The organism is Collinsella sp. SGI.184 (genome assembly GCF_050313415.1).
In the GTDB taxonomy this organism is placed as follows: Bacteria; Actinomycetota; Coriobacteriia; order Coriobacteriales; family Coriobacteriaceae; genus Collinsella.
Genome location: NZ_JBNPLJ010000023.1, coordinates 1 through 24,369 on the forward strand (window position 1 = coordinate 1; position 24,369 = coordinate 24,369).

Genomic DNA, 24,369 nt, shown 5'->3' on the forward strand with positions numbered 1-24,369 from the left:
CGCCGAGGACTAGGTCATTTTAACAAACCAGCAGGTAGAACGCTTGCATAAATGTTTTGCGTCCTAACTTGTCCTTAAGGGTACCTAACTAATTTCCGAAGTACGCGCTATCGACCGTCTCGATGAACAGTTCTTTGTCGGGGCGGTCGTAGTGTTTACCGAGAATATTCTTCGCGGCGTGGCCCATCATTTTGTCAACCATCTGTGCTGGAATGCCGTACTTCCAAAGCATTGCGGTTGCCCATGAGTTGCGCAACTTTGTCATGGTCAGGTAGCGCAAGTTAATCGTTCCATCCCTGTAATAGCCAATCCACTCACCTGTAATCCTCTTGCGATCCATCGGCATTCCAGTGCCTTTGTCGCAGATGTATAACTCCTGGTCTTCTGTGCGCTGCTTTGCTATCTCGGCGAGCCGCAAGCTCCACGGCGGCGGGATGATGATTGGACGGCGGCTTTCTGCCGTCTTAAGAGGCTCAAAGCTGTTGTTCTGAGAATACTGGTGATAAAGGTCGTAGACGGCGTATGTACGTCCATTGTGCTCATCAAACGTAATGTCTTTCACCGCTGCTGCCACCGCTTCGCCGACACGGCATGAGCCTTTTGCCATTAGAATCACAACGCCCTCGATGCGACTACCTCGCAACGATTCAAGGATGCTGTCGATTTCGGCTACCGTATAGACTTCTAGCCCGCTATCGCCTGTGCTTTTCTTTTCGCGCGGCATTTTGTATTTTGCATCGATAAAAGAAATGCCGTCCACATCGTGAAGTCTCGCACAGTTGACGAGATTGAGAATAATGATATGCGAGACGTGAGCCTGTGCCGCAGTGAATTTGTCCAACCAACGTTGGTATTCTTCAACTCTCACTTTATTCATGGCAACGTTTGCCCACTTCGGCGAGACCTTAGACCTCCATGCGCTACGGTAGTTGACGAATGTGCTGCGCGACATATCGCCATTCTCAAGCTGCTTTTCCAGCTGTGGGAAATACCATTCATCCCAACACTGCTTGAATGTCGGGCATGGAACAACGCGCTCATTTGGCGGAAGGTGGTGGAGTTGCCAAAGGCGGCGCAACTCATCGTCAGCTTCACGCGAGGTGCAGGGATAGAGCGTCTTTGAGCGGCGTACGCGATTGAGACCGTCCCACTCGCACCATCGGATACGCCATTTGTTCTTGTCGATTTTGGTTTTGGTTCCCCATGATGAACGTGGCATAATGAACCTATTCCCTTCTAATTGTAGGTTTGCAGGAAGGGCGGCGCTCCACTTGTCTTGGCGGGTTGGTGGGGCGCTTTTTTGTGTCTTTGATTACTCCATCTCCTTTGATTTTGCTATTCGTTCTTCAAGCTCGCAGAAATCATCAACGGTCATATCAAGCGACTTGATAATAACCAGGGCTTTTTGCCAAGTCGGTTCTTTAACTTTCCCGTTAAGAAGACGAGACAGATATGGAGATGTGACTTCATCTGATGCAATATCCACTGCCCTTAAGTTCTTTGCCTTCATTACGGCTTTTAGGGTTTCGGTGAATGCCATGAGACCCTCCTTCTGTCGTCCCTGAATTGTACTAAATACAAAAAAAATTGCCAATAGGCAAAAAATCTTCTTGCAAAGTTGTCAATTAACAACTACCTTATGAGTTGCCAATTGACAACACGAAAGGAGGTTAGCCAATGGACAAGATTACAGAGAAAGTCGGAGGCTGGTTGCAAAAGTCTGGCAACACCAAGAAAAAGATGGCTGCCGAACTTGGGATTACTCCAGATTCACTGACCAACAAACTCACGGGAGAGACCCCGTGGCTTTGGAACGAAGTTAGAACTATCGCACTAATTATCGGATGCAAAGTTTCTGACTTTTGCTAGCCAACCACTTATTTACCAACTGCGTTTCGCACGCGCCGCACTGGCGAATCACGAACCTCTCTACGTGAACATGCCTCCTGCGATCGGGCCAACCACACTCGCCAGTACGGTGCGAGCGGGACGCAAAGGGAGATAGCGCCCCTTGAGAACCGCATAGAGCCTTTGCCGATGCCCTGCAAGGTATCGGAAGGAAGGACAGCGTAATACGCGAGTCTAGCCGGAGCTGGCTAGGCGAAACCAAGATTCTAGCCCACGGGCTGGCGGTAAGCGTGGAGAGCCGTAGCGCGGTAGGAAATGACCGCGTATCCCACGCATCCCATATCAAAGCCCCAGCGTCACGTGGTGCGTATCCGCTAATCAAGTCATCGTAAATCTCGATTAGTTCTCAGTCCGCCTATAAGCAAATCAGGATACGTACCGCATGGCGCTGGGGCGCACTTATAGAACCGCGCTGGCGGCTCTAGGAGGTGAAGCATGGAAGAGATTCAAAGCCGAGCGCTGCAATTCGCTATAGCCGCCGGGCTGAAACCGCAAATGGCGTACACAGTCCGTCAGACGGCGCTCTATTCGGGCGTGCCGCGATCAACCTTGTATGCAGAGCACAAGGCGGGACGCCTGAAGTTCAAGACATACGGAAAGCGTAACGCGCTAATCAGCGTGACTGAACTCGACCGCTGGATGAATGAAAACTAAAAAGCCGTTCCACGGGCTACCAACACGGGAAACGGCTCAAGACCAGACAGAAAGGAGGTCTCAGATGGATTATATCGGAAATTGCCTGTTCGATGCAGCCGAGAACCTGGGCGCGTGGTGGCACGGATTGAGCGAGCGAACCCAGACGGTCGCTTGCGTAGTCCTGATGGTCACGCTCATAGCTATAGCAGGTCTCATCGAGGGCACCGCACCGAGCGGGATGTACTACTAGGAGAATCATGTCATTCATGGGTTGGTCTGTCGAGCGCAAAAACGGAGCGTGGTACGCATCGAAGGTTACCGACGACGAACGGTACAGCCCCGCAGGAATCGTCCGCGTGCGTCGGCTACTGTATACCGTCAGCCCAGATGCGACAAAGTCAGAAGCTGAGCGCGAGGTCGTGCGCTTGTACAGGTCAAGATATCTAAATTAGGAGAATTATGAAGGTTTACGTGGTCAGCCAAGGCTACACGCCCATTGGCGTTTTCAAGAATATGGAGACGGCGCTTGCCGTGAGCAAGGGCGCGAACGGTGCGCTTTTCGGCGGCGAGGACGATTGCCACGTGCATGAGTTCCCCGTGGTGGAGGAATCATCCATCTTGTTAGAACAGTCTCTTTGCAAGGCGGTTAGCGATGCCGAACGTGAGTAACGAAGAGAGACTTGCGGTCATCACCGCTTTCGGCAAGGCCGTTAAGCAGGCAGAGAAGCAGGTACGCGAGGAAGTCGATGCGCAGATGCGCGATGACTTCATGGCATATGGAGTCACCCAGAAGCAGCTCGCCGTTAACGGTCAGAAGGTCGGTACGATCTCGGCGCGAATGAGCAAGCCGAAAGTCGGGCATTTCCCCTCCATCTCCAACGCGCAGGAGTTCGTCGAGTGGTTGCGCACGTCCGATGGCGGATTAGATACGCTCAATCGCCTTGTCAGCGTAAAGCCAGATTTGGTTCTGGATGCAGCCGTTGCCGATGGAGAGTTGCCAGATGGGTGTGAGATGGTAGAGCGTTTCGAGCCGCCTATGATGACCGGCACGACCGTTCGAGTACAGACGACAAAGGTGGTCGAAGCCCTGGGTAACAACCTCGGTGCTGCCGCTGCCGCGCTGCTTACGGGCGAGGTGGAGTAATGGGCGTACCGGTGCTTATCCTAGGGCCGTCCGGTTCTGGCAAGACCTACTCGATGCGCAACATGCCCGTTAATTCATACGGGCTTATCGAGTGCGAAAAAACCATGCTGCCGTTTCGCGGCGGCAAGAAGTTCGCTCGCACCAAAGAGTTTGCAGCCTTGCGCGGAATCATCAAGCAGTACGCTGACGTATACAAGACGGTCGTTGTGGATGATTTCGGGTACTGCGTTACCGATTTGTTCATCAAGCATATCGGAGATAAAGACCAGTACTCCATCTACAAGAACATTGCCGCTGAGGTCTATTACACTGTCGAGTTCATCAACGAGCTGCCTAGCGATGTGATCGTGTACATAACCATGCACACCGATTCTGATGCTTTCAATAACATCATCCCAAAGCTCATGGGAAAGATGGTCAACGAGAAAATCGACCTTCTTGGCATGGTCAACGTTTGCGTTTTGTCCGAGGTAATCGAGGGTGAACACGTGTTCATCGTTGACGATAAGCCACCCGCCAAGAGCTGCGGCATTTTCGATACGCCCAAGTTGCCTAATGACCTCTCGCTAATCGACAAGGGCATCCGAGACTTTATCGGAGGTGAAGAGTAATGCCAGATAGCTATGAGTACGACTGTGACGAGCAGCCAGAAGATGAACTGACGCAAGAAGAGTTCGACGGTAGCGGCTATTCCGCCGACAAGGAAGAGAACCGCAAGAATCGCGTGCGCGATGTGTCAAAGTGCGTTTATAGAGCTGAGGAACTGTACGCGAACCAAGCTGTAAGAGACGTGGTTAACGCCATCATGCTCAACACCGTTAGAAATAACGATGTTGGCTATACATCATCAGAGTTCAAGTGCGATCTAAAACGAACTCTTAGGCGCGACAACGTGACGATTGATGGACGGCGAGTAATCGTGAACGACCACGTTGCAACCGTAATAATACGAATCGCGTGTGCCGATAACAAAGAGTTCATCGACTATGCTCCTATTTCAAAAGCCGAGTGCGATGCACTGCTGTATGAGAATGAACCAGATAAATATGAATGGCTCAACTCTTCGCTCTACGGCGGCGCTCTCGGAAAGCGCAATCAGGAATGCGCGTAGATAACGAAACCCTCGCGGAGATGGGACGTCTTTGCGAGGACAGATACCAACAGTTGATACAGGGCGGTTGCGACCCGGACGTGGCGGCAGACAGAACCTTCGATGCTTTAAGGGCATCGCTTGGCGAGGTACCGCAATGTTTCGATAAGCGCGACCGCCTTTTTGAGAACAAGCTACGAAGCGTAGCGGAAAGGAACCAACATGCGTAACGTCAACTGGGGCAGTGTGACCGCGACCGCAGACGGGGGCGATTTCAAGCGTCCCGCACCGGGCGGCTATGTCGCACGTCTCGTGTCGCTCGAAGACAACGATGCAAAGCAGTATGTCGAAGCCGTTTTCGACATTGCCGAGGGCGAGTTTGCGAACTACTACTCAGATGATTGGGGCCAGTCGCACCCCTACGCCCACCACTTCTTCATGAGCTACAAGGACACGGCGCTTGGTATGCTCAAGGGCCGTCTCGAAGCCATCCAGGCATCCAACCCCGGATTTGACCCGTTCGCAGCATGGGACGCAGGCCGTCTCGACATGTTCACAAACCGTCTCGTCGGCATCAACATCCAAGAGGAAGAGTACGAGTACAACGGCGAGGTCAAGACGCGCCTTAACGTCTGTCAGGTCGTTCCAGTTCAAGACGTGCGTGACGGCAAGGTGAAGCCACGCGGTACCAAGAAGCTCGACGGCGGTTGCGCTCCATCCACTACTCCTGCGGTTGTGGAGCCTGCGGCTAACGTCTACGCTGGCCCCATCCCGTTCAACTAAACCTCACCCGCATATCTGATACAGGGCTTGGCGCATCAACACGCTGAGCCCTTTTCATACGCGAGGGGAGGTGAACGGGCTGATCTACTGCGATACCCGACAACAGAAGGGTAAGCACGAGAACATCGACAGATGGTTCGAGAAACACGGGGTCAAGTACGAATATCGAAAGCTCGACTTCGGCGATTACATGACCGACAGCTCGAACGTCTCAATTGACACGAAACGCAACGTACAGGAAGTCGCCGGAAACTGCGGCAAAGACCACGCGCGTTTTGCGAGAGAGATGGACAGGGCGCGTGAAGCCGGATACAGGCTTGTGATTCTGGTTGAAACGCCAAAATACAAACAAGTCGCTGACATAGCTGGATGGACGAACAGAGTGTGCGCTCGCTGTCAACGCAAGCGAATGGGCTACTGTAACCCGAAACAGTCGATGGGTTGCAGAGCGGGGCACCGCAAGCCAATGACGGGCGCAACACTCGCTCGAATCATGAGTGCGATGGAGATTAACCACGGCACTCGATTTGAGTTCTGCCATCCAGCACACACCGCGCGGCGCATTTGCGAACTGCTAGGAGTCCAATACGATGGATGAAAGAGAATCGCGCCTATCCGAGCTGGGAAGGACGGCGCTTTCATACGTCCGAGCCGGGTTCGCCGTCTTTCCGGTGGCTCCGCGCGGAAAAGTCCCGGCATCGGAGGCACGCCACGGCCTGAATGACTGGACGGACAACCCAGACAATGTAATCAACTACTGGACGGAACACCCTAACGCAAACATCGGAATCACGTGCGGAGCGCCGAGCGGCGGTCTGCTCGTCCTCGATTTCGATGTGTCAGATTCCAAGGACGGTCTAGCGACGCTCAAGGAGTGGGAGACAACCCACGGTGAGTTGCCCGACACGCCCATAGCCGTCACAGGAAGCGGAGGTAGGCACTACTTCTTTAGGACTGGTCGGACGAACATCCATCCATCTACTAACTCGACCTTGGGCGTGGACGTGCGCTGTGACGGCTCATTCGTCGTCGCGGCTGGCTCCATCCACCCCAACGGACAGATGTACGAATGGATCGCATCGCCTTGGGAAGTGGACATAGCAACAGCGGACGATAACGTCTACGACTTCCTCGATTACATCCAGCGCAACGGTTCTGATGAGGTGAACGCACGCAAGGAGAATGGCAAGTTCTCGCTACCAGCCGAAATCAAGTCTGGCGAGCGCGACAAGACGCTTTTCCGCTATGCGTCACACCTCAGAAGCATCGGGCGCTCGGACGAGGAAATACACAATGCCGTACTCGGCGCGAACTTCATGAGGTGCAAGCCGCCCATGGACTCACGCGATATCGACCGCATCGTAAAGAGCGCGTGCAAATACGAGCAGGGCGGCGGAATCGGATACAAACCAAGTGACGATGAGCGCACCGTCGGCGCACCTGGGCATTCCAGTGGCGGTAGTGGAGGGGCGGCACCTCGCGGCAAGCGCGGCGGCATCCTCACCAACGAGCTTGCCAAGATGGTAATGTCCGAGAACCACGCCAGAAAAATCGACGGAGCACCAGCCGTATGGATGGGTCGCAAATGGGAGTTCGGGACACGCGCTATCAACCGATGTACGCTACGTCTTGCCGATGATGCAAAGAAGCAGGACAAAGCGGAAGTCGCAAGCTACATCATGGACATGGCACCAAGTGTGACGAGCGACCGCGAGTTCGACGGCGGCTATTACGTGCAGTTCGCCAATTGCACCTATGACGTGCTGGAGGAACGCGAGGTCGAACCCGACCCGTCCATGTACATCATCGCAACCCTGCCCGTCAACTTGAACTTTAGCGTTGGGCGCAACACCGCCGATGAGTTCTTGGAATCCATAAGCAACGGCGACAGCGCGACGATGCTAGCCATGCAGGAGGTCATAGGAGCCTGCATGTGCTCGCGTCGCGTGCTCAGCCAATCGCCCATGCTCATAGGCAAGGCGGGCGGCGCGAGCGGAAAGGCTAGCAACGGCAAATCGACCTATCTTAACTGGCTGCGATCTATCCTAGGCACCGAGAACACGTCGAGTCTGGACATTGCGACCTTGGGTCAGCGGTTCCAGGCGGGGCGCGTTGTCGGAAAGCTGGCCAACCTCGGTGACGATATCCCGGACGGCTTTTTGCGCGGAGACGAACTTTCCATGTTCAAGAAGCTTGTCACCGGCGATGCCATCTACACGGACGTGAAGAACGGCGATGGCTACGAGTTTCGCCCGAGCGCTTCAATGGTGTTTTCAATGAATTCGGTGCCGCGCCTTTCAGATACAACGGACGGCATCTTCAGGCGCTTGGCGTTCATCCCGTTCCGCAGGCGGTTCTCGCCTGGCACGGATGGCTACGATCCGCACATAGCCGAGAAGCTAGCGCAACCGGAAGTCCTAGAGCGCGGGGCGCTGCTTGGTCTTATGGCACTGGGCGACTTGATACGGCGCGGCACGCTCACCACCATCCCAGATATGGCGGCAGAGGTGGAAGAGGTACGCCAGAACAACGATTCGGTTATCAGGTGGATTGTTGATTGTGGCATTACGGGCGACCAGCTTGTTAATCGCGCTATCGAAACTGTGTACGGAGAGTACAAGCAGTGGTGCGAGGACAGCGGCGAACGTTCGCCTTATGCCCGTAGAACATGGACTGCGAAGGTCAAAGAGAATGTTACGTTTGAAAACGGTGCGACACTCGAAAGCAAACCAGCACGTGTTGACGACTCAACAAGATTAGTACGTGTGTTCGGTATTTGTAACGTTCGAGACTAATTTGTTACGTTCTACGAAACACCAAACGTAACAAGGTTTTCGCAGGTAAACATAGCTATGTTACGTTGTTACGCTCAAATCGCCGCCAATTCTTAACTTCTATAAGTACACACGCGTTATAGAAATAAAAGAATATATAGGGCGTGCAAGCGTAACAACGTAACAAACCATCCAACAACCCAATAGAAAAGGAGCGCGTATGACAAAGTATGCGAAGTACGCCTCATGGCTTGCGAAAGCGATTATCGTCGTCGCAGCCGTGGCTAATTTCGTGATGTATTTCAAGACTCTTGAAAACGTGTACGCGGCGATGTTCGGCTCTAGCGTTGCCTTGCTTCTAGCCTTGGTAGCAATGGACGAAATGATGAAGCTGAAAAAGCGAATCGAAATCATCGAGAGCAAGCAGCGCGTTGACAACCTCACCAAGACGCTTAACGGTGATGAGTGATGCAGGACTACCAATCTCTTGCCCTGAGCTACGCAGAAGAGCTATCCGATCTAAAGCGACGGTACGCGAGCCTAGAGCGCCATTGCCGGGGTCTTGAGTCGAAGCTATCCAAGACGCGCGACCGCATGAAGATGTACCGCGAGCGCTGCAAGGCGTGGGAGAGTGCTTTGGACATGGTGGACAAACTGTACCATTCGTTCCTAGCGCATGGAACAGACCGAACAAGCATGGCTAATGCTTACGGCGTTGCGGTATGCGCGGCGAACATACGCAAAGTAGTAGCGCAGACCTATCCGAGCGCCGATTGCGCTGAGCTGCGCCCAAAGGTTCTCAACCGCGCACCTTCCCCAGAGGTGGACAAAACCGAATAACCGATTTTCAGCGCGTATAAGGCGTGGTTTTTGCTTGACCCTAGACCGTATAGGGTCGAGCGATTGTCGCGCCGTAAGCGCTGGATGAGCAAGCGATAACGGCAAATCTAGCGAACTAAGAAAGGAGACCAAATGACCGTAGAGCTACCAAAGGACGCGGAAGGCCGCGAGATTCCGCTGGATACGGCACTCCTGTACGGGAAAGTATCAGGCGAGGAGTACGAGGTCGTTTGCTTTAACTTCAGACCGAGCATGAGGCAATGGAGGGTCGAACTAAAGAGGCGAGATGACTTGGGCATCTACGCAACAGAGAGCTTCACTCTTAGCCCGCCAGACAGCTGGGAGAAGCTTGAAGAGGACTTGGACAAGTGCATAGAGGCTGACAATTCCTGCCTGTATTACAGCACATCGGGAATCTGCTCCAAATGCACTCGCCCAGACTATGACGGGGGCGGATGCACGACCATTATATTCAACGACATAAAGAAGCGTATCCGCAAGCTGAGGGGTGAGGAATGACAGCAAAGGCATCGACCAGCTATGTGCTCAACAAGAAAGCAATCCAGCACTATCTGATTGACCACGACCTAACGCAAGACGATTTTGCCAAGACTCTTGGCATCTCGACTTCGTATTTCAACGAGCTACTGAACGGTCGTAGGAGCATTTCACTAAGAAACCTGTTCTCAATTGCCGAAGAGACGGCTATAGACGTACACGATCTCGTTGTGGAGGTGGACGAATGATTACCGATGAGAGGCGCCGCGAGATAGTCGGAAACCTCCGCTACTGCGCTGAGATGTGCCACAGCACAGGCGTACTGGACTCGGACGTTCTGAACGCGCTCGACATTCATTGCGGAGATGCTGACGGGGTGTCTAGCGCATACGACGTCGAGAAGCTCGCCGACCTAATCGACCGACCGACATGCCATATTAGCGAGACTGACCACGAGTTCGAGGACAGCGTTCGATGCGACAGGTGTCGGACGACATTTAACCGACCATGGGAGCCGTTTAAATACTGTCCCAACTGCGGAGCAGAGGTGGTGGGCGATGCTCGAATCTAAGCCCATCAGCGGCTACAACCTGCCGCCAGGATGCTTTGAGCACGACATTGATGCTTATTTTGGCGAGGGCAAGCCAACGTGCTCCGAGTGCGCATTCATGCTCGAATACTGCTGCGACTACGGCATTTGCACTCGTGAGTTCAACGCCGCTTTTGGTCGTGAACTTTATGGATACGAAAAGCCGGTAGAAGCGGCAACATGGGCGCTTAACTGGACTGCCGACCACATGCGCGATATGCAAAGCGTAGCCTGTGAGAACTTCGCTAAATAGAAGGGAACGAACAAATGAATATCACCAAGCGTAGGGTCGCGTTCGTCGCGGCCCTAATTGTATACGTCATGGCTATCGTCACGGTGTGTACGGAGGACTAGATGAAAGTCTCACCGAATATCCAAGTAATTAAGGCGCAATTCGACAGCCCAAAGCTGAAACCAACCTACGCACACGGCGTTGGCGATGCGGGCTGCGACATGCGAGCCAACATCACGGAGCCAAAGACCATCTTCCCGTCCGAGATTGTGAAGTTCGGTACGGGTATACACCTTGCAATGCCGCACGGCATGTTTGCGTTGCAGGCTATCCGTTCTGGTTTGTCAATCAACCACGGGCTACAGCTCGCCAATGCTCCAGGCATCATCGACAGCGACTATCGCGGCGAGATCGTATGCGCTTTGGTCAACATGTCCACTGAGCCGTACACGGTGGAGCCGTTCGAGCGAATCGGACAGCTCATTTTCATAGCGCACTATTCCGTGGCATTTGAGGAAGTTGAGCGCTTGACCCAGACATCGCGCGGCGCTGACGGTTTCGGGTCATCGGGGAGGTTCTGATGTCTAGCAAAGTTGGTGAGCGCTGCGCCACGTGCAAGCACGCAAAGAATCCGCACACGACCAAGAGCGCTGTGGTCGAGGTCAAGTATCTGACGTGCTGGCGCAACCTGCCGCACGAGTGCAAGCCATGGAACAGATGCAATTTCTGGGAGCCGAAGGAGGTAGAGCAATGAGCGGAACAAAAAGCCCCAAGACACTAAAAGCAATGGAGCTGCTGAAAGACAAGAGACTTACCAACAAGCAGATAGCTCAGCGTTGCGGTATTACCTCATCATATGTCGGCTATCTCCGCAGAAACATGGAGGTGACCCCATGCAAGTAATGGGAGTGGAGATGGATGACGATTCCAGCAAGGTTCTCACCTACGACGCGAATTGTCCCCGCCATTATCTCGGTGACGGATATATAACCGCGACACGCGCCATGCAATCCGCTATGACGAGGTGGAGGGACGAGTTCAACAAATCGGCAATAATCGTCTGGTGGTGGTGCTGCACGTTCAAATACGTCTGGCGCTGCTTGTCAAAAGGTCAGGCGCTATCCGATATCGACAAGGCCATTGATTGCCTGAAAAAGCTGCGCAAGGAGGTGGAGCCGATATGCTCAAATCATTCAAGCACAACCCAACGCTAGAAGCGATGCTCTCGTTCGCGGGATGGCAAGGTGGCTTTAGTGAATCGGACAAGAGTGCTATGGCTGAATCATTGAATACGATCCGGACAGCTCTCGTTCAGCCATTCGGCGCTAACGCCGATGCAAAGAAGCGCGATTCCAAGTGCGTCACTGACGTGGAGTTCGACCGTGCCGTGATGGTGGTTCTGTCTACTGCGCTCACAATGTGGCTATCGGGCGCACTCGATACCGTGCAATGCGTAGGCGATACACAATGAAGAATACTGGATACACCGTCACTCGCTCTGATGGAGTTACCTACCAATCAATCGCGGCTGCTGCTCGCGCAAACCGCATCGCCGAGTCCACGATGCAAAGGTACATCAACAATGGGACGAAGAGCTATTTAGGCTTCTCGTTCCGCATCACCGGAAGCTCGAAGCCGAAGCGCGAGCGACTGAGCAAGCCCGCTATCTGTCCAATGTGCGGACGAAACACCTATTGCGTATCTGGGTTTTGCAAGTGCTGCTACCGTGAAGTGCGGTCGCTCAATCGCAAGGAGGACGCATACAAGGCTGCTAGCGTGGTCGCCTAGGTTGTACCGCGCGGTATAATATTGCAGGTAAAACATGCACTTCTCAATCAAATCTGGGGGTCTCGATTGACTGCGCGCGAATATTTCGAGTACATCAGGGCGTGCCAGCGCTCAATCGACCGCAGGCTGGCGATAATCGCGTCCATGCGCGCGCGGGAATCTGTCCGCGCGCAGACCTATGATGCGATCGGGCACGGCACCGGCAACCGCGACGCCATGCGCGCTACAGATTTGCGCATGGACGCAGAGAAATCGGCAGCGTCCGAAATCCGCGACCTCACTGACCAGGTGGAGGAGGGGCGCGAGCTTTGCCGTGGTATCCGCGCGGCGAACATCACGCAGCGCTGGGCGGACGCTTTGGAGCTGCACTACATCGAGGACATGCCTTGGCATCAGACCGCGAGCGCATTGGGCGTGTCCGAACGACAGGCCCAGGTCGATGTGTCCTGCGCGCTCGATTGGGTCGATTCCGTCGGCATGGCCCGCGCCAGAACCGGCTTGGGACAGGCGGCTCTTCTCTAGCCCAACCCCGTGCGCTCAGGCGTGCGGGGCTTTTTTGTGCCTCGACTGCGTACTATTTCGCTATCCTGCGGCATTCAGCGCCAATCTGCGCCATATTTCGCAACCATTCGCCCTAACTATCCCGTATAACTAAAGTGCGGCATTTGAGGGCATCACAGCGCCCCACACGCCGTATCAATGAGGGGTCGGGGCGGCATATGCCACCCACCTATAGCGGGGCTGTCCCTTCTTCAGTGCGTCCCCCTCGCACACACAGCCCCCACCACTAAGGACAATGGATGTCACGCAACGACCGCAACGGGCATCGTCGCCGCATACTCAGGCAAAGGGTCAAGTCCCTAGGGCTACCATGCGCCATATGCGGGCGGCCCATAGACTATAGCCTCCCGCCTCTCCACCCATGGAGCTATGAGCTTGACGAGATCATCCCTGTTTCACTTGGCGGCTCGGAGCTTGACCACAACAACGTTCAGCCTGCCCACCGCATCTGCAACGAGCGCAAGGGCAACCGCATTGGCTTCACATGCGAGGCGGGCAGCAGTACCAAGCGTAAGACTCCGAAACCGAACGCATCGCAAGACTGGACAGCATGACCGCGATGCACATCGGTTATCGATAACCATATGTTGCCGACTCGATGCTTTGGTTGCAGGGGTGGGTGAGTCCCCCTCCCGTGCCCCTATAGCCCCCATCGCGCCTTGGGCTGAAATACCCCCCAAGTGTGGAATTTCTCAAGGACTAAACAAAACAGCAGGTCAAAGGTGGTGCGAATGCTAATTTCGGACATCATTCCGTACGAGCGCAACGCACGCCACAATGAGAAGGCCATTCCGAAGGTCGCTGAGTCCATCAAGGAGTTCGGGCTGCGCGGAACCATCGGTTTGGAGTCGCCCGAGAACCCCGTTATCGTGTTCGGCCACACCCGCGTGGCGGCGTGCAAGTCGCTCGGGTGGGACGAGATTCCAGATTCCAAAATAGAATATTGCGACGATCTGACGCCGGAGCAAATCAAGGCGTTCAGAATAGCCGATAACAAGACGGGCGATATCGCCACATATAACAAGTCCATGTTGCGCGAGGAGGTACGGAGCCTCAAAGACTTCGACATGACGCGCTTCGGTCTTGACTTCAAGAGCAAGAAGCTCGATTACGGCGCGGAGCGGTTGAAGACAGACCGCGCGTACAACCTAGATCTGATTAACCGCCTCGATTGCGCACGAGACGGCTTTCCACCACTACCGCAGGTAGAGATGGATGGGCCGCGCGACCTTCAGGGCTTCAATTACGCGAAGACCACCAAGGCGGCAGACAAGGCCGACCTCGGGTGCCACTTCTTCATAGACGATTACCAATTCGAGCGGCTCTGGCAGCGCCCAGGTGCGTATCTGGACGTGCTGAAGCCCTATAAATGCGTGCTCACGCCTGATTTTAGCCTTTACATGGATATGCCCGACGCCATGCAGCAGTGGAACCGCTACCGCAGCGCGGCGCTCGGCTGGTATTGGGCCCAGCAAGGGATAACGGTCGTTCCAACGCTCTCGTGGGCGCAACCGAGCAGCTACAGGTTCTGCTTCAAGGGCATCCCCAAGCATTCGACCGTGGCGACGTCCACCGTGGGCGTGGCGCGGGACAAGGACGCTCAAAAGGTATGGCACGAAGGTATGCGCGAGGCGATGAGGCGCCTGGAGCCGTCCCGCGTGCTTCTTTACGGAAAGAATATCGGATTCGATTTCGGCGGCTGCGAGGTCGTCGAGTACAAGGCAGGTGGATTTCATGGGCGGTAGGGGCAGCTGGTCACGAAGTGGTAAAACATACGAAGTTGAGCCAGGTAATGGTGGAAACGGCGCGGCTTACGAGGAAACCGTAATTGGTCCTCGCGTACCGAAAACGCTATCAGAGGCGCTTGGTGAGCGGGGAAAGCCAATGCAGCCTGCGGAAGCTTCAGCTGGAACTAACCCGCATTACAACCCTGAATATGATGCCTACTCATCGAATTGCCAGAGGTGCGTTTTGACCTACGAGGCAAGGCGAAGGGGTTATAACGTTACGGCGCTTCCGACATATTCAGGCGATCTATTGCCGTATGGCAAAGATTACTTGAAGGGTCTTTCAAACCCGCGCATCGTTAATGTTGGCAAGTCGATGCGAAAACTTGAAAATGAAATGAAAAACTACGGCAATGGTTCAAGGGCAATTATTGGCGTTAGCAAGGGACACAACGGCCATGTATTCATTGCCGAGAACCATAATGGTAAAATTAGCTATATCGACCCGCAAACAAACGAGCGCTATAGCGGATTGAGTCTTAAAAGGGTTTCAAATGCTACAGTAACGCGAATCGATAACCAGAGCTTTACCGATTACGCTAAACATGCGTTCACTAGGCAGAAGGTGTAACTATGGCAACGCTGTTTGACAAGGCACTTAAGATTGCCAAAGAGAAGTATCCTCATGAAATTAACCATTTCGAGGAATACGCTGACTATTTCGTATTCGACTACGACGATGGAGAAGAGCGCACGGGCGGCGAGTTTAGCCCCATCGTTATTCGTAAGTCTGATTTTGCAGCACTTAATTATGCGCCTATCTTTTTTAATCTCAGCGACGATGCGGAAGATGTTGGAGATGTTCTCGCTGAGGGAATCATTTAGCAGATTGCTATTGAATTAGCCAATTTAGCCGTCCTTCGGGGCGGCTTTTTTATTGCCGAATCGAGGTGATCGCATGCCGCTGACAAAGCCACCCGGCATTGAATCTGATGCGTTCAAGTCCGCGAAATGGGACGAGCTGACGAATGGTCGCACGTTCACACAGTCCGACGCACCATCTCTCTCCCTGCTTTGCCAATGGTACAAAATCGCGGAGACAGCCCAAGACGAGCTTGACAGTTTCGGCGGGCAGACAGCATATAACAACGACATGGGCGACCTGAAGGCATTCCCGCAAATCGGAACGTTGAAAACAGCATCGGCGGAGATTCGGCAGCTGAACAAGCAGCTCGGAATCTGCGACACCCACGAGGAGGTGGAGAGTGGCGCAAAGCAAACAAGCATCCTCTCCATTGTCTCGGGAAACCGTGCGAAGAGGCAGGCAAGAACCGCGTAGGGTCTACCGCGATGGCGATGTCGCCTATAGCGAGATGGACGACGCGGTAGCGCTCGGCGAAGACCTCGGTATAACGCCATTTCCGTGGCAGCGCTACATCCTGACGGACTGGTGCGCGTGCAACGCTGACGGCAAGCCCGCCTATGTGACGTGTGGTCTGGACGTTCCACGCCAGAACGGCAAGAACGCTGCGCTCGAAATCTACGAGCTTTATCGCCTTGCGGTCTGCGGCTGGCATATCCTCCACACCGCCCACCGCGTGAAGACCGCCAAGAAATCATTTATGCGCTTAGTGCGGTACTTCACGGATGAACGGCATCCAGAGCTGTGCGAGCTGGTTGAGCGCATTCGCAGAACGAACGGCGAAGAGGCAATCTTCCTCAAGAACGGCGGCTCAATCGAGTTCATCGCCCGCACGAACGGCACGGCGCGCGGCTTCGACGATATCCAGCTGGTCGTGTACGACGAGGCACAGGAGCTTACCGACACCCAGTACGACGCAATCGCCTATACGCTGGCTGCATCGTCCACGGGCGAGCGACAAATCCTTTACATGGGGACACCGCCGAACGAGCGCAGCGCGGGTACTGTTTTTGCCCGTGTGCGCAAGTCTGTACTGGATGGCGGAATGCGGCGCATGTGCTGGGCATCGTGGGCTTGCGAGAAGCTTCCGCCAAAGGATTGCACGTTCTCCGACATCCTGGACGAGATTTACGAATCGAACCCGTCCATGGGATATGTGCTGGATGAGGGTTACACCGAAAGCGAGTTCGCGGGAGCAAAGGGCAATATCTCAGGTTTCGCCCACGAGCGCCTTGATTGGTGGAGCGGTTCGAGCAGCGCGAGCGTGATAGACGAATCGCTTTGGCTGTCTTTGGCTATTCCGCGTTCCCAAGTGCCAACGGATGGCAAGAAGACGTTCGGCGTGAAGTTCTCGCCGGACGGCTCCCAAATCTCCCTGTGCGCCTGCCGCCTGCAAGAAGACGGGGCGGCTTACATCGAGCATATCGGGCAAGGAACCCTAGCAGACGGCCTGTCATGGCTGACCGACTTCCTTTGCACCGAGCAGATGACCGACACCACAGCAGCAGTGGCAGTTGACGGGCGAAACGGCGCGGCGGCGCTTCTCGACCGCCTGCGCGAGTGGTATCCGCGCCAAGCGCTCTACGCAACCTCAACGCGCGACGTGATCGCGGCTACCTCCATGTTCTCCCAAGCGCTTATAGACAAGACCGTCACCCACTGGGACGGCGGCGAGGACAACGCCCAAGAAGCGCTAAACCAAAGTGCCCTGGAGGCCAGAAGGCGGCCCATCGGTAGCGATGGAGGGTGGGCCTACGGCGGAGATGCGTCCGCGCCCATCGAGGCGGCTGTTATAGCCTACTGGGCCGCAAAGACGACCAAACGAGACCCCGAGGGGGGATGCGTGATTCTATGACGAACGAAAACCCGACGCTCTATCAAGTCGACCCGTCCATGATGAACCTCACGGGCGAGGAGGTTGACGTATTCAACAAACTGTTGGCCGAATGGCAGCGCCACCTAGGCTCGAACATCCGCAACGAGGCTTATTACAAGGGCAAGGTAATGCCAGTCACCACCGATTCGTCCATGCCATCCGACCTCGTTAACCTCAACATCGTCATGGGGTGGGGCGGCAAGTGCGTGGACGTTCTCGCGAACCGCTCGGTTCTTGAGGGATTCGACGGCGGCAGCGCCGATGTGTTTGAATCAATTATTCCCACCACAACTTTGACCGAGATTTACGAGCAGGCGGTAACATCTGAGCTTACGGATTCGTGCGCCTTCCTGACTGTATCAAAGGGAATGCCGGGTGAGCCTGATGTGATAGTGTCGGCGCACTCCGCGCTCGACGCGGCGGCTATATGGGACGAGCGCAAGAAGCGAATCAAGGCGGGTATCTGCGTAGTCGATATCGACGTTGATTCGAGCGGGCTGCGCGTGCCAACGTGGGTCAACATGTACACGGACGAGTACACCTATTCATGTCGCAAGGTAGGCGATTCGTGGGTTGCCGAGAAGGCCGCGAACCCGTTCGGTCGACCGCTGATGGAGCCTTTGCGTTACCGTCCGTCTTTGACGCGCCCGTTCGGCAAGAGCCGTATCAACCGCACCGTGCGCAGCCTCATCGACCGTGCCATGTGCGTAGGCGCGCGCACCGAGATCGCCGCTACATTCTATACGTGGCCGCAGCGCTACCTTCTCGGCGTGGACAAGAAGACCGCCGAGGAGATGTCCAAGCGCAAGGTAGAGATGTACGCCGACTCGATGCTGCTCGTCACCCCGAATAAAAACGGTGATGTCCCGCAGCTTGGGCAGCTCTCGCAGATGACCATGCAGCCACACATCGACCACCTTGAGATGCTAGGCAAGCAGTTCGCATCCGAGGCGTGTATCCCTCTCGACGAGGTTGGTATCGTCTTTGACAACCCAACGTCGAGCGAGGCGATGTTCGCCGCCCAGCAGCGCCTTATCGTCGAGGCTGAGCACGTCAACCGCATGAACGGAATCGCGCTCGGCAACGTCGCGCGCATGGCGCTCGGTGCCGTCAATGCGGCTGATTTCGCCACGGCAGATATCACGCCGCGATTCGCCGACGTCCTGCGCCCATCCAAGGCGGCAAACGCAGATTTCGCAATCAAGGTCAACAGCGCTGTTCCCGCCTATTCCGGTACGCGCCAATTCTGGCGAGACCTCGGCTATTCGGAGCCGACAATCGACTCCATCTTGCGCGAGGTTCGCTACTCCCAGATAGTACAGGCGGCGGCGCAGGCATCCGCGCAGGCGGCGCAGCAGCAGCCGACCCCGCAACCGGAGGGCGTGGACGATGCTGATATCGGCGAGTAGGCTTGCTGAATACACAGCGGCGCTCAATGCCCAGCAGCAGGCGGCGTTCAATTTCATGCAGACAGCGATGCGCTCCTTCTACCAGCTAAACGGCGGCATGATTGACGCTGAAACCATGCGCGAGTTCGCCATGCAGACGCTCACGACATGCGTCCAGACGTTCGGCGACAGGGCCGCTACAATCGCGTGCTCGGCGTATGACGTGACGATGGAGGAGCTGGGAATATCCGTCCAGCCGTCCGACGTGTACAACCCAGTATCGCAGCGCGTGTCCGGTCAGCAGGTCGATTACCTCATGCGAGACCTCACGCCAGATACGTTCGACTCGTTCGCGCGACGCCTTGCCGAGAAGGCATACGCAAGCGTTGGGCGCGCGGCGAACAGGACGACTATCCATAACGCCGAGCGCGACTACTCCAAGGGCGTTCGCTACGCCCGCGTGCCGACCGGCAAGGAGACGTGCGGTTTCTGCCTGATGCTCGCGTCTCGCGGCTTCGATTACACGTCCCGGAAGGCAGCAGGCGACATGGGCTTCGCCTTCAACCGCTTCCACGACCGCTGCGATTGCCGAGTGGTCGCGGGGGACGAGTTGACCACGGTGGAGGGCTACGACCCTGACTGGCTCTATGACGTATACCTAGACGCCCGCTCGACCATCGACCCCGCGTCAATCAGGCGCGAGATGGAGGGACTCCCAGCGCAAATCGTCAACAAGAAGATTACCGACGAGATCTGCAAGGAGATAAACCGCCGCTCGCTCGACTGGAGCTGGAACGGCGGCAAGGTCGAGTCCGGCACGGGCGAATACAAGCGCTTCACCGCACCGCTCGCTGAGCACGGCTACACAACGTCAATCACAGACCGCGATGGCGCACCGCTGCGCATGAACGGCCTTACATGGGGAATGGCCGACGCTACGGGCGGCGAAGTATCTGACTCCATCTCAACCATGCGCAAAGAGCGAAAAGATGGAGGTACCGACACGGCGGGGCATTACGTCCTGCTCGTGGACGGCATAAGCGGAGCTGTTCAAAGCGTTAGGAACAGCCTCCAAGAGGGCGAGACCGCCATTCTCATAGACACCAAATCAAAAGGCGCTTCGGGACTATCCGAGATGCGCCGAATAACCAGATGAATCAAGCCCCGCGAGGGCTTTTTTCATATCTATCCGCAACCCGCAGCCGAACGGCGGCGGGGGACAGCGCCGAACGGCGCGGTAAGGAGGTTCGTCATGGCAGACGACCAGAACCATACCGACACGCAGCAGGTTGACCCGAACGGCGACAACGCTCATGTCGATTGGGAGGCAAAGTACAACGAGATGAAGCAGCATTCCCGAGAATGGGAGCGCAAGGCTAAGGCGAACAAGGACGCAGCCGACGAGCTCGCCGCGCTCAAAGAGGCTCAGATGAGCGAGCAGGAGAAGCTCCAGCAGCAACTCGCGGACGCTATTGCTCGTGCCGATGCGCTTCAGGCCGAGAAGGACAAGAAGCAGTGGGTTAGCGAGGTATCGACCGAAACGGGCGTGCCGTCCGACCTGCTCGAACTCATCTCGGCATCAGACCGTGACGACCTCATGTCCAAGGCCGAGAAGCTCGCAGACAAGTACTCGACCAAGGAGCAGCCCACCGTGCCCGTGGTGCTGGGCGACGGCAAGCACGCCGAAATCAAGCAGACGGGCAGCGCGAAGGACGATTTCGCGCAATTCATGAAGAACGCCTTTAACTAGACAAGGAGAAACAACCATGGCTGAAGGCATCAACAAGACCTCTATCACCCTGCCCTCTTCCGTTTCCAACGAGATTTGGGCCAAGACGCTCGAAAGCTCCGCAATCATGCAGCTCGCTCAGCGCATCGACCTCCCCGGCAACGGCTTGACCATCCCGGTCATCACCGGTGAGCCTGCCGCCGATTGGGTCACCGAGACCGAGAACAAGCCCGTATCCCAGCACACCCTCACCACCAAGGACATGAAGGGCTACACGCTGGCTATCATCGAGCCGTTCTCCAACCAGTTCCGCGACAACACCACCGCCCTTTACAACGAGCTGGTATCCCGCCTGCCGTTCGCTATCGCAAAGAAGTTCGATGAGACCGTCATGTTCGGTAACGCCCCCGGCACCGGATTCGACACCCTCAAGGGCGTGACCAACGCCGTAGACGCCTCCACCAAGACCTATGACGCCTTCGTCGATGCAATCGGCAAGGTTGCCGAGGCCGACGGCGACCTTAACGCCTTCGTCCTCTCCCCGCAGGCCAAGACCCTGCTCCTTAAGACCAAGGACACCACCAACCGACCGCTGTTCATCAACAACGTCCAGACCGACGGCGCAGTGGGCCATGTTCTGAGCGTTCCTACACACTTCACCAAGTCCGCGCACAAGGCAGCCGTTTCTTCCGGCACTAAGGCGGCTGAGGTCCTCGGCTTCGGCGGCGATTGGAGCGCCGCACGCTACGGCATCGTCAAGGACGTCAACATTTCCATCTCCGACCAGGCTACGCTCACGAGCGGCTCCAAGACGCTCAACCTCTGGCAGCGCAACATGTTCGCTGTCCGCTGCGAGTTCGAGGTCGGCTTCATCGTCCGCGACGTCAACGACTTCGTGCGCATCGACAACGGCACCGCTTCTGCTTAGGAGTGATTCACGATGGCTATCAAGGCATTTGCTACACCCGAGGAATACACGGCGGCATATGGCGCGGTAGCCGACGAGAAGCGGCTTGAAGCGCTGTTGCTTCGCGCAACTGGCTACCTTCTCGGCAAGATGGACGGGTACGCGGCGGGGGAGGACGAGGTTTTAGATCTCAACCTCTCCACCGTGTGCATGGCGATGGTGAACCGCGCCCTGTCGGCACCCGCTGGCATGGGCGGCGTGAGCCAGTACAGCCAGACGGCGGGGAGCTACACTGCGTCCGTATCGCTGCTCGACCAGTATATGCGCCCGCTGCCGTCCGAGCTTGACCTTCTGGGGCTTAACTCCTGCGCTGTCCAGTCATGCAGGATGATGGCGGGTGACCGGTATGCAGCTGATTAGCGGTTGCTCCGTCGAGGTATTGCGGCGTAGCACAGGCGCAGTGGACGCGCACGGCAACGAGGTGCCCGGCGAATGGGTCTCCGAGCCTGTCGCCAACGTCCTACCGCAGCCGGGCGCAACAAGTGATTTGGATGCATCCCGCCCGAACGGCGTGACAGTCTCCATGACATTCCACTTCCCCAAGACGTACTCGGCATCCCTCCGCGGCTGCCTGATTAGGTATGGAGGGCGCGAGTACCCAGTCATCGGAGACCCGCAGCCATACCTTGACGCGAACTGCCCGGGCGAATGGAACCGTGCCGTCGAATGCGGGGTGTGCGATGGCTAATGGCGGATGGTCGCTCAAGATGCGTCGCGTAGGAAGAATCAGGCCCGTCGAGCGCGGAATCGTCGAGATAACCAAGGGCGGCGCTGTTTCCTCCATGCTCATGGCGCAAGGAGAGAAGGCGGCGGCGCGATGCAATGCGCTCGCGCATCTCTCGCACGGAAACCCCGTATACGACTGCCAGTTGAAGATGCTCGAAAAGACTGCATCCGCCCGCATCGGCGTGGCGAACTCCGACGCATACATCGACAACCTTAAACACAACACCTTAAAGAAGGGATGCGGCGTATGAGCTTCGACGTGATCGCGGCGACATGTACCGCGCTCCGAAAAGGTTTGGGTGTACCGTCCAGCTCAGCAGTACCAGCGACGCGCCCGAAACGCTTCACCACGGTCGAGCGCACGGGAGGCGGGTACTCGCGCGGAAAGGACGAACCGAACCTTGCCGTCCAGGTGTGGGCCGAAACGGAGACTGAGGCTTACACGCTCGCGCTCATGGCCCGCGAGGTGCTCATCAACATGCGCGAGACATTCCCAAACGTGTGCTCATGCTCAGTCGGGGGCATCTACTCCTTCCCCGACCCAGATAGCGGGTCGCAACGCTATCAACTCGATTTCTACGCCGTCACGCGCCCGTAGCGTGGCGGCTCTTCCATGAGAAAGGAATTGCAACATGGCTGAATCCATGCTCGATACTTCCAACCTCGGTATCGCAAAGGGCCGCGAGGGCGGTTACGCCTGTGTCGCCCCCGCCGGTACCGACCCGACCCCGTTCCTCGATATGAAAAAGACCCTTGCGGAGCTTTGCGAGTCACAGACCACGCTCAAGTCGCTTGGCTACATCTCCGAGGACGGCATCACAATTGCCGCCGATACCGACACCGACGATATCTCGGATTGGTCTGGCGCTATCGTGGCCTCGCCCATGTCCAGCTTCGGCGAGACCATCGAGGTCAGTTTCCTCGAAACCCGCGATTCCGTGCTGAAGTCTGTCTACGGCGACGCGAACGTCACTACTGACAACAAGGGCACCACGACCGTGCGCCACAACAAGAACTTCACCGCATCGCACCTCTATATCTTTGACTGCGTCGTTTCCGACACCAAGGTAAAGCGCGTTGTCGTTCCCAACGGCGTTATCGTCGAGCGCGATGACATGGAGATGAACAACTCCGATCTCGCAGCTTACTCGCCCACCATCAAGTGCCTGCCCTCCGACGCATTCGACGGAGACACCATGCGCGAGTACATCTACGACACCACTACCGTCGCCGCCTAGCGACAGCCACGACAAAAAACCGCCCATTTCGCATGGAGGGCGGCGACGGCGGCTCTGGTAGTAGGCGCTAGAGCCGTTGCCACCGTCCTCCATGAGCCTACCGAAAGGATTCAAATGAATATCGAAGACATGACCCCCGAACAGCTCCGCGAGTACGCAACCGCCAAGGAGAACCAGCGCGAGGCTATCACGGCCCGTTACATGGACCGAGAGCCCAATTTCAAGGTGGTTCAGGATTGCAAGGAACCCTATGAGAAGGACGTAGAGTTCGAGGGAGAGACGTACCGAATCGACATGCGCCGCATCAAGTCGCGCGAGTTCATCCGCATGTTCGGAAAGTTCCAGAAATACGCGAACGAGGGCAAGGACGCGCCGATTTCCGACGCTCTGGCGCTCTACGATTTCGTTTTCGGCGGCAAGGTCGACGACAAGGTGTGCGCTGTGGTCAAGGCCAAGATGGGCTATGAGGACTTCGAGGAAATCATGCGCATCGAGAATGCGCTGTTCGAGGGCATCGAAGTAAAAAACTAGCGGCGCTCGTTCCCGTCCTGCTCGACGGGCGAGACGAGCTTTACGCCGACTTCCAGCAGTATTACGGCCTCAACCTAGACGGTTTGATGGACGCGGGCGAGTTCGGCGCTATCGCCGTTCTTGCCGTCCAGCTCCCCCTATCGTCGCGCACGCTGAAACGCCTACACCCCGAGCTGGCATGGGATGAGAATACGTACATCCTAGCGCTCATCTCCGACCAGCTCGCAAATATCGCCTACGGGTTGGGAGGCGGCAAGGGCAGGAAGCCCAAGCCGATACCGCGCCCGAAGGCATCCAAGAAGAAAGAAACGAAGAATCATCTCGATGTGAGCAAGGTGAGGGTGGACGAGCTGCTTTTCGCTCCCCGCCGACCATCAGCCGTCACGGTAGAGATGGAGGGAAAGGGCGAACAGGGGTGATTG

Annotated in this window: 38 protein-coding genes; 36 read left to right on the top strand and 2 right to left on the bottom strand. The window is 56.1% G+C overall.

All coding sequences use genetic code 11. From position 1 onward, the window contains the following. Nucleotides 1-88 precede the first annotated feature (88 nt). Together ACQRAJ_RS07690 and ACQRAJ_RS07695 are read right to left on the bottom strand one after the other, a co-directional pair. Nucleotides 89-1,219: a tyrosine-type recombinase/integrase gene (locus ACQRAJ_RS07690; protein WP_427748239.1), complete on the bottom strand. Its 1,131-nt coding sequence runs from the start codon at nt 1,217-1,219 to the stop codon at nt 89-91. 93 nt (nt 1,220-1,312) lie between these two features. After that, nucleotides 1,313-1,540: a transcriptional regulator gene (locus ACQRAJ_RS07695; protein ID WP_427748240.1), complete on the bottom strand. Its 228-nt coding sequence runs from the start codon at nt 1,538-1,540 to the stop codon at nt 1,313-1,315. Between the two features lie 137 nt (nt 1,541-1,677). Between ACQRAJ_RS07695 and ACQRAJ_RS07700 the strand changes: the two genes are divergently transcribed. The 36 genes from ACQRAJ_RS07700 to ACQRAJ_RS07875 all read left to right on the top strand — a co-directional run bounded on the left by ACQRAJ_RS07700 (nt 1,678) and on the right by ACQRAJ_RS07875 (nt 24,366). After that, on the top strand, nt 1,678-1,869 hold the full coding sequence (locus ACQRAJ_RS07700; protein WP_427748242.1) for a helix-turn-helix domain-containing protein: 192 nt from the start codon (nt 1,678-1,680) through the stop codon (nt 1,867-1,869). A 474-nt stretch (nt 1,870-2,343) separates the two neighbouring features. Next, nucleotides 2,344-2,562, top strand: coding sequence for a helix-turn-helix domain-containing protein (locus tag ACQRAJ_RS07705; protein ID WP_427748243.1), 219 nt, complete (start codon nt 2,344-2,346; stop codon nt 2,560-2,562). Nucleotides 2,563-2,626: 64 nt separating this feature from the next. Continuing rightward, nucleotides 2,627-2,794: a hypothetical protein gene (locus ACQRAJ_RS07710; RefSeq protein WP_427748245.1), complete on the top strand. Its 168-nt coding sequence runs from the start codon at nt 2,627-2,629 to the stop codon at nt 2,792-2,794. A 209-nt stretch (nt 2,795-3,003) separates the two neighbouring features. Beyond that, nucleotides 3,004-3,213 (top strand): hypothetical protein, encoded by a 210-nt coding sequence (locus tag ACQRAJ_RS07715; protein ID WP_427748247.1) that lies wholly within the window; start codon nt 3,004-3,006, stop codon nt 3,211-3,213. After that, nucleotides 3,197-3,688: a hypothetical protein gene (locus tag ACQRAJ_RS07720; RefSeq protein ID WP_427748249.1), complete on the top strand. Its 492-nt coding sequence runs from the start codon at nt 3,197-3,199 to the stop codon at nt 3,686-3,688. The genes ACQRAJ_RS07715 and ACQRAJ_RS07720 overlap by 17 nt, the downstream gene beginning before the upstream one ends. Continuing rightward, entirely contained in the window at nt 3,688-4,299 is a 612-nt protein-coding gene (locus ACQRAJ_RS07725) for an AAA family ATPase (RefSeq protein ID WP_427748251.1), read from the top strand. The genes ACQRAJ_RS07720 and ACQRAJ_RS07725 overlap by 1 nt, the downstream gene beginning before the upstream one ends. After that, complete coding sequence (locus ACQRAJ_RS07730) at nt 4,299-4,799, top strand: hypothetical protein (protein ID WP_427748253.1); 501 nt, start codon at nt 4,299-4,301, stop codon at nt 4,797-4,799. The genes ACQRAJ_RS07725 and ACQRAJ_RS07730 overlap by 1 nt, the downstream gene beginning before the upstream one ends. Before the next feature lie 201 nt (nt 4,800-5,000). Next, nucleotides 5,001-5,561 (top strand): hypothetical protein, encoded by a 561-nt coding sequence (locus tag ACQRAJ_RS07735; protein ID WP_427748254.1) that lies wholly within the window; start codon nt 5,001-5,003, stop codon nt 5,559-5,561. Nucleotides 5,562-5,631: 70 nt separating this feature from the next. Continuing rightward, nucleotides 5,632-6,159, top strand: a complete 528-nt coding sequence (locus ACQRAJ_RS07740) for an ERCC4 domain-containing protein (protein WP_427748255.1) — start codon at nt 5,632-5,634, stop codon at nt 6,157-6,159. Next, complete coding sequence (locus ACQRAJ_RS07745; protein WP_427748256.1) at nt 6,152-8,356, top strand: phage/plasmid primase, P4 family; 2,205 nt, start codon at nt 6,152-6,154, stop codon at nt 8,354-8,356. The genes ACQRAJ_RS07740 and ACQRAJ_RS07745 overlap by 8 nt, the downstream gene beginning before the upstream one ends. Nucleotides 8,357-8,555: 199 nt before the next feature. Then, nucleotides 8,556-8,804, top strand: coding sequence for a hypothetical protein (locus ACQRAJ_RS07750; protein ID WP_427748257.1), 249 nt, complete (start codon nt 8,556-8,558; stop codon nt 8,802-8,804). A gap of 503 nt (nt 8,805-9,307) precedes the next feature. Then, nucleotides 9,308-9,694, top strand: a complete 387-nt coding sequence (locus tag ACQRAJ_RS07755; protein ID WP_427748258.1) for a hypothetical protein — start codon at nt 9,308-9,310, stop codon at nt 9,692-9,694. Further along, entirely contained in the window at nt 9,691-9,921 is a 231-nt protein-coding gene (locus ACQRAJ_RS07760) for a helix-turn-helix domain-containing protein (RefSeq protein WP_427748260.1), read from the top strand. The genes ACQRAJ_RS07755 and ACQRAJ_RS07760 overlap by 4 nt, the downstream gene beginning before the upstream one ends. Next, nucleotides 9,918-10,244: a hypothetical protein gene (locus ACQRAJ_RS07765; RefSeq protein WP_427748261.1), complete on the top strand. Its 327-nt coding sequence runs from the start codon at nt 9,918-9,920 to the stop codon at nt 10,242-10,244. The genes ACQRAJ_RS07760 and ACQRAJ_RS07765 overlap by 4 nt, the downstream gene beginning before the upstream one ends. After that, nucleotides 10,231-10,515: a hypothetical protein gene (locus ACQRAJ_RS07770; protein ID WP_427748262.1), complete on the top strand. Its 285-nt coding sequence runs from the start codon at nt 10,231-10,233 to the stop codon at nt 10,513-10,515. The genes ACQRAJ_RS07765 and ACQRAJ_RS07770 overlap by 14 nt, the downstream gene beginning before the upstream one ends. Before the next feature lie 101 nt (nt 10,516-10,616). Next, on the top strand, nt 10,617-11,075 hold the full coding sequence (dut, locus tag ACQRAJ_RS07775; RefSeq protein WP_427748263.1) for a dUTP diphosphatase: 459 nt from the start codon (nt 10,617-10,619) through the stop codon (nt 11,073-11,075). Further along, nucleotides 11,075-11,248, top strand: coding sequence for a hypothetical protein (locus ACQRAJ_RS07780; protein WP_427748265.1), 174 nt, complete (start codon nt 11,075-11,077; stop codon nt 11,246-11,248). Before dut ends, ACQRAJ_RS07780 begins: the two co-directional genes overlap by 1 nt. A 160-nt stretch (nt 11,249-11,408) precedes the next feature. Further along, nucleotides 11,409-11,708: a hypothetical protein gene (locus ACQRAJ_RS07785; protein ID WP_427748266.1), complete on the top strand. Its 300-nt coding sequence runs from the start codon at nt 11,409-11,411 to the stop codon at nt 11,706-11,708. After that, nucleotides 11,675-11,965: a hypothetical protein gene (locus tag ACQRAJ_RS07790; protein WP_427748267.1), complete on the top strand. Its 291-nt coding sequence runs from the start codon at nt 11,675-11,677 to the stop codon at nt 11,963-11,965. The genes ACQRAJ_RS07785 and ACQRAJ_RS07790 overlap by 34 nt, the downstream gene beginning before the upstream one ends. Nucleotides 11,966-12,348: 383 nt before the next feature. Beyond that, complete coding sequence (locus ACQRAJ_RS07795; RefSeq protein ID WP_427748268.1) at nt 12,349-12,804, top strand: hypothetical protein; 456 nt, start codon at nt 12,349-12,351, stop codon at nt 12,802-12,804. A gap of 278 nt (nt 12,805-13,082) precedes the next feature. Beyond that, nucleotides 13,083-13,397, top strand: a complete 315-nt coding sequence (locus ACQRAJ_RS07800; protein WP_427748269.1) for an HNH endonuclease — start codon at nt 13,083-13,085, stop codon at nt 13,395-13,397. A 177-nt stretch (nt 13,398-13,574) separates the two neighbouring features. Next, a complete protein-coding gene (locus tag ACQRAJ_RS07805; protein WP_427748270.1) occupies nt 13,575-14,588 on the top strand; it encodes a DUF4417 domain-containing protein in 1,014 nt (337 codons plus the stop codon). Continuing rightward, complete coding sequence (locus ACQRAJ_RS07810) at nt 14,578-15,201, top strand: toxin glutamine deamidase domain-containing protein (RefSeq protein ID WP_427748271.1); 624 nt, start codon at nt 14,578-14,580, stop codon at nt 15,199-15,201. Before ACQRAJ_RS07805 ends, ACQRAJ_RS07810 begins: the two co-directional genes overlap by 11 nt. A 2-nt stretch (nt 15,202-15,203) precedes the next feature. Next, nucleotides 15,204-15,455, top strand: coding sequence for a hypothetical protein (locus tag ACQRAJ_RS07815; protein ID WP_427748272.1), 252 nt, complete (start codon nt 15,204-15,206; stop codon nt 15,453-15,455). A 73-nt stretch (nt 15,456-15,528) separates the two neighbouring features. Further along, nucleotides 15,529-15,909 carry a P27 family phage terminase small subunit gene (locus ACQRAJ_RS07820; RefSeq protein ID WP_427748273.1) on the top strand — a complete coding sequence of 127 codons (381 nt, stop codon included), beginning with the start codon at nt 15,529-15,531 and terminating at the stop codon, nt 15,907-15,909. Beyond that, nucleotides 15,836-17,347 (top strand): hypothetical protein, encoded by a 1,512-nt coding sequence (locus ACQRAJ_RS07825; RefSeq protein ID WP_427748274.1) that lies wholly within the window; start codon nt 15,836-15,838, stop codon nt 17,345-17,347. Before ACQRAJ_RS07820 ends, ACQRAJ_RS07825 begins: the two co-directional genes overlap by 74 nt. Next, nucleotides 17,344-18,777 carry a phage portal protein gene (locus ACQRAJ_RS07830; protein WP_427748275.1) on the top strand — a complete coding sequence of 478 codons (1,434 nt, stop codon included), beginning with the start codon at nt 17,344-17,346 and terminating at the stop codon, nt 18,775-18,777. The genes ACQRAJ_RS07825 and ACQRAJ_RS07830 overlap by 4 nt, the downstream gene beginning before the upstream one ends. Then, on the top strand, nt 18,758-19,912 hold the full coding sequence (locus tag ACQRAJ_RS07835; RefSeq protein WP_427748276.1) for a hypothetical protein: 1,155 nt from the start codon (nt 18,758-18,760) through the stop codon (nt 19,910-19,912). The genes ACQRAJ_RS07830 and ACQRAJ_RS07835 overlap by 20 nt, the downstream gene beginning before the upstream one ends. 96 nt (nt 19,913-20,008) lie before the next feature. Then, complete coding sequence (locus ACQRAJ_RS07840; RefSeq protein WP_427748277.1) at nt 20,009-20,506, top strand: hypothetical protein; 498 nt, start codon at nt 20,009-20,011, stop codon at nt 20,504-20,506. 16 nt (nt 20,507-20,522) lie between these two features. Beyond that, nucleotides 20,523-21,413 (top strand): phage major capsid protein, encoded by an 891-nt coding sequence (locus ACQRAJ_RS07845; protein ID WP_427748278.1) that lies wholly within the window; start codon nt 20,523-20,525, stop codon nt 21,411-21,413. 12 nt (nt 21,414-21,425) lie between these two features. Continuing rightward, nucleotides 21,426-21,812, top strand: a complete 387-nt coding sequence (locus ACQRAJ_RS07850; RefSeq protein ID WP_427748279.1) for a hypothetical protein — start codon at nt 21,426-21,428, stop codon at nt 21,810-21,812. A 320-nt stretch (nt 21,813-22,132) separates the two neighbouring features. Further along, on the top strand, nt 22,133-22,429 hold the full coding sequence (locus ACQRAJ_RS07855; protein ID WP_427748280.1) for a hypothetical protein: 297 nt from the start codon (nt 22,133-22,135) through the stop codon (nt 22,427-22,429). Further along, a complete protein-coding gene (locus ACQRAJ_RS07860; RefSeq protein ID WP_427748281.1) occupies nt 22,426-22,776 on the top strand; it encodes a hypothetical protein in 351 nt (116 codons plus the stop codon). Before ACQRAJ_RS07855 ends, ACQRAJ_RS07860 begins: the two co-directional genes overlap by 4 nt. A gap of 34 nt (nt 22,777-22,810) precedes the next feature. Beyond that, nucleotides 22,811-23,416, top strand: coding sequence for a hypothetical protein (locus ACQRAJ_RS07865; protein ID WP_427748282.1), 606 nt, complete (start codon nt 22,811-22,813; stop codon nt 23,414-23,416). Nucleotides 23,417-23,530: 114 nt separating this feature from the next. Next, nucleotides 23,531-23,947: a hypothetical protein gene (locus tag ACQRAJ_RS07870; protein ID WP_427748283.1), complete on the top strand. Its 417-nt coding sequence runs from the start codon at nt 23,531-23,533 to the stop codon at nt 23,945-23,947. Nucleotides 23,948-24,033: 86 nt separating this feature from the next. Then, nucleotides 24,034-24,366 (top strand): hypothetical protein, encoded by a 333-nt coding sequence (locus ACQRAJ_RS07875; protein WP_427748284.1) that lies wholly within the window; start codon nt 24,034-24,036, stop codon nt 24,364-24,366. Nucleotides 24,367-24,369 lie beyond the last annotated feature (3 nt).